The 2,032-nt window shown below is 64.9% G+C and carries 4 protein-coding genes; all 4 read right to left on the bottom strand.

Features of this window, described 5'->3' with window-relative positions:
- On the bottom strand, nt 1-182 hold a 182-nt coding region (locus VL52_RS22830), incomplete at its 3' end, for an ExbD/TolR family protein (RefSeq protein ID WP_046159196.1).
- 10 nt (nt 183-192) lie between these two features.
- Nucleotides 193-636: an ExbD/TolR family protein gene (locus VL52_RS22825; RefSeq protein ID WP_046159195.1), complete on the bottom strand. Its 444-nt coding sequence runs from the start codon at nt 634-636 to the stop codon at nt 193-195.
- 6 nt (nt 637-642) lie between these two features.
- On the bottom strand, nt 643-1,389 hold the full coding sequence (locus VL52_RS22820; protein WP_052717726.1) for a MotA/TolQ/ExbB proton channel family protein: 747 nt from the start codon (nt 1,387-1,389) through the stop codon (nt 643-645).
- A 39-nt stretch (nt 1,390-1,428) separates the two neighbouring features.
- Nucleotides 1,429-2,032 (bottom strand): hypothetical protein (locus tag VL52_RS22815; RefSeq protein ID WP_046159194.1); only part of this gene is annotated, 604 nt, incomplete at its 5' end.

The following is a 2,032-nucleotide window of genomic DNA, read 5'->3' as shown; positions in this document are numbered from 1 at the left end:
ACCGGCTTCGCCAACGGCTTCGCCGGCGTGTTCTGCGGCATGTCCAGCTTCACCGCGTGCGTCTGGATCGGTATCGTGATGATCAGCATGATCAGCATCACCAACATCACGTCGATCAACGGCGTGGTGTTGATTTCCATCATCAGGTCGTCTTCTCCCGACGAACCCACATTCATCGCCATGTCTCTTCTCCTACTCGCCGCCGCCGGGCGCCGGCGGCTCCGTGATGAACGCGATCTTCACGATCCCCGCCTGCTGCACCGCCAGCACGATGCGGCCGATCGGCGCGTACTTCGCCGTCGCGTCGCCCCGGATGTGCACTTCCGGCTGCGGGTCTTTCTTCGCTTCCTTCACCAGCCGCGCCAACAATTCCTGCTGGTCCTTCACCGGCGACATGTTCCAGTAGATGCGGCTGTCCGGCCCCACCCCCAGCACCACGTTCTCCGGCTTGGTCTGCGTCGGGATGTTCTGCTCTTTCGGCAGCGTCATCTTCACTGTCTGCGTCACCACCGGCACCGTGATCAGGAAGATGATCAGCAGCACCAGCATCACGTCCACCAGCGGCGTGGTGTTGATCGCCGACAGCACCTGGTCCTCGTCGCCCTTGCCGTGGCCAAATCGTTTGTAACGGGCCATCTTCGATTACCGGCTCGGGGTGTTCAGCAGGCTGGCGTGCAGACGGCCCGACACCACCCGCACGTTGTCCAGCACCAGCTTGTTGCGGCGCACCAGCCAGTTGTATCCCAGCACCGCCGGCACCGCCACCGCCAGACCGATGGCGGTCATGATCAGCGCTTCGCCCACCGGACCGGCCACCTTGTCGATGGAGGCCTGGCCCGAGGTGCCGATCTTCACCAGCGCGTGGTAGATGCCCCATACGGTGCCGAACAGGCCGACGAACGGCGCGGTGGAGCCGACGGTGGCGATCACCGACAGGCCGTTTTGCATATGATGGCTGGTGGAGTCCACCGCGTCCGAAATCGCCATCGCCACCCAGGTGTTCAGATCCACGCGGTTGGCCAGTTCGCCCTTGTGCTCGGCGGCCGCTTCGATGCCGGCTTGCGCCACCGCGCTGTACATGCCTTCGTCCGCCAGTTCGGTGGCGGCTTTTTGCAGGTCCACGCCGTGGTGGCCCAGCAGTTCATGCCCCTGCTTGATCAGGCGGCGTTGTTCCAGCAGCTTGACGATGCCGACGTACCAGGTGGAGGCCGACATGATCAGCAGAATGATCAGCGTGCCCTTGGCCACGAAGTCGCCTTGCGACCACAGCGCGTCGATGCCGTACGGATTGGAGGTGCTGACGGTCTCCGCCGCCAGCGCCGGCAGCGCGGTCAGCAGGCCGGCGGCGCCCAGGACTTTGCCCAGCAGTGCGCGAGTGTTCTTGATCATGGTATTTGCTCCTTTGTGTCTTGAGATGCCCTGGGCGACTTAGGCGCCAGAGTCGAGTTTGAAGCCGAATTCCTGCTTCAGCTGGGAATTGGCCTGGCAGGTGTAACCCTGCAATGCGGTGGTGATCGCCGACTTGAAGCTGCTGCGGTAACGCGGCGGAATGTCGCCGCTGAAGTTGAAGCTGGCCTCGCCGCCGAACTTGCCGCCGGCGCCCACGCTGAACACCACCGACACCACGCCCTGGATTTCGTCTTCCTGGGCCTTGGACGGATACTCCGGCGCTTCCAGGTGGCTGCAATTGGCCTTGGCCGAGACCGGGCCTTTCGGCGCTTCCACCGCCGGAGCCGGCGTCGGCGCCGGTTGCGGCTTCGGATCGGAGGTCACCGCCTGGATGGCGTTGGCCGATTGCGTGACCGGCGGCGGATTCACCACCGGCGGCACGTAGGCCTGCGGCTTCGGCGTCGCCGGCTGCTGCACCACTTTCTCGATCTTCGGCGGCGGCGGCGGAGGGGGCGGCGGCGGTTCGCTGATCACCGACACTTCCACTTTCTGCTGGATCACCTTGACCACCCCCTGGGCCAGGCCTGTCACCAGCGCGTAGATCAGCGCGGCATGGAACAGGACGACGCCCGCCAGGCCGGCC

It is taken from the genome of Chromobacterium vaccinii, from assembly GCF_000971335.1.
GTDB lineage: Bacteria > Pseudomonadota > Gammaproteobacteria > Burkholderiales > Chromobacteriaceae > Chromobacterium > Chromobacterium vaccinii.
The sequence above is the reverse complement of the archived record's forward strand: the minus strand, read 5'-3'. Positions and strand labels throughout refer to the sequence as shown.

Bases quoted from the DNA above. Each gene is read 5' to 3' on its own strand.
- VL52_RS22825 (WP_046159195.1), bottom strand. From the start codon at position 636: ATGGCCCGTTACAAACGATTTGGCCACGGCAAGGGCGACGAGGACCAG.
- VL52_RS22820 (WP_052717726.1), bottom strand. From the start codon at position 1,389: ATGATCAAGAACACTCGCGCACTGCTGGGCAAAGTCCTGGGCGCCGCC.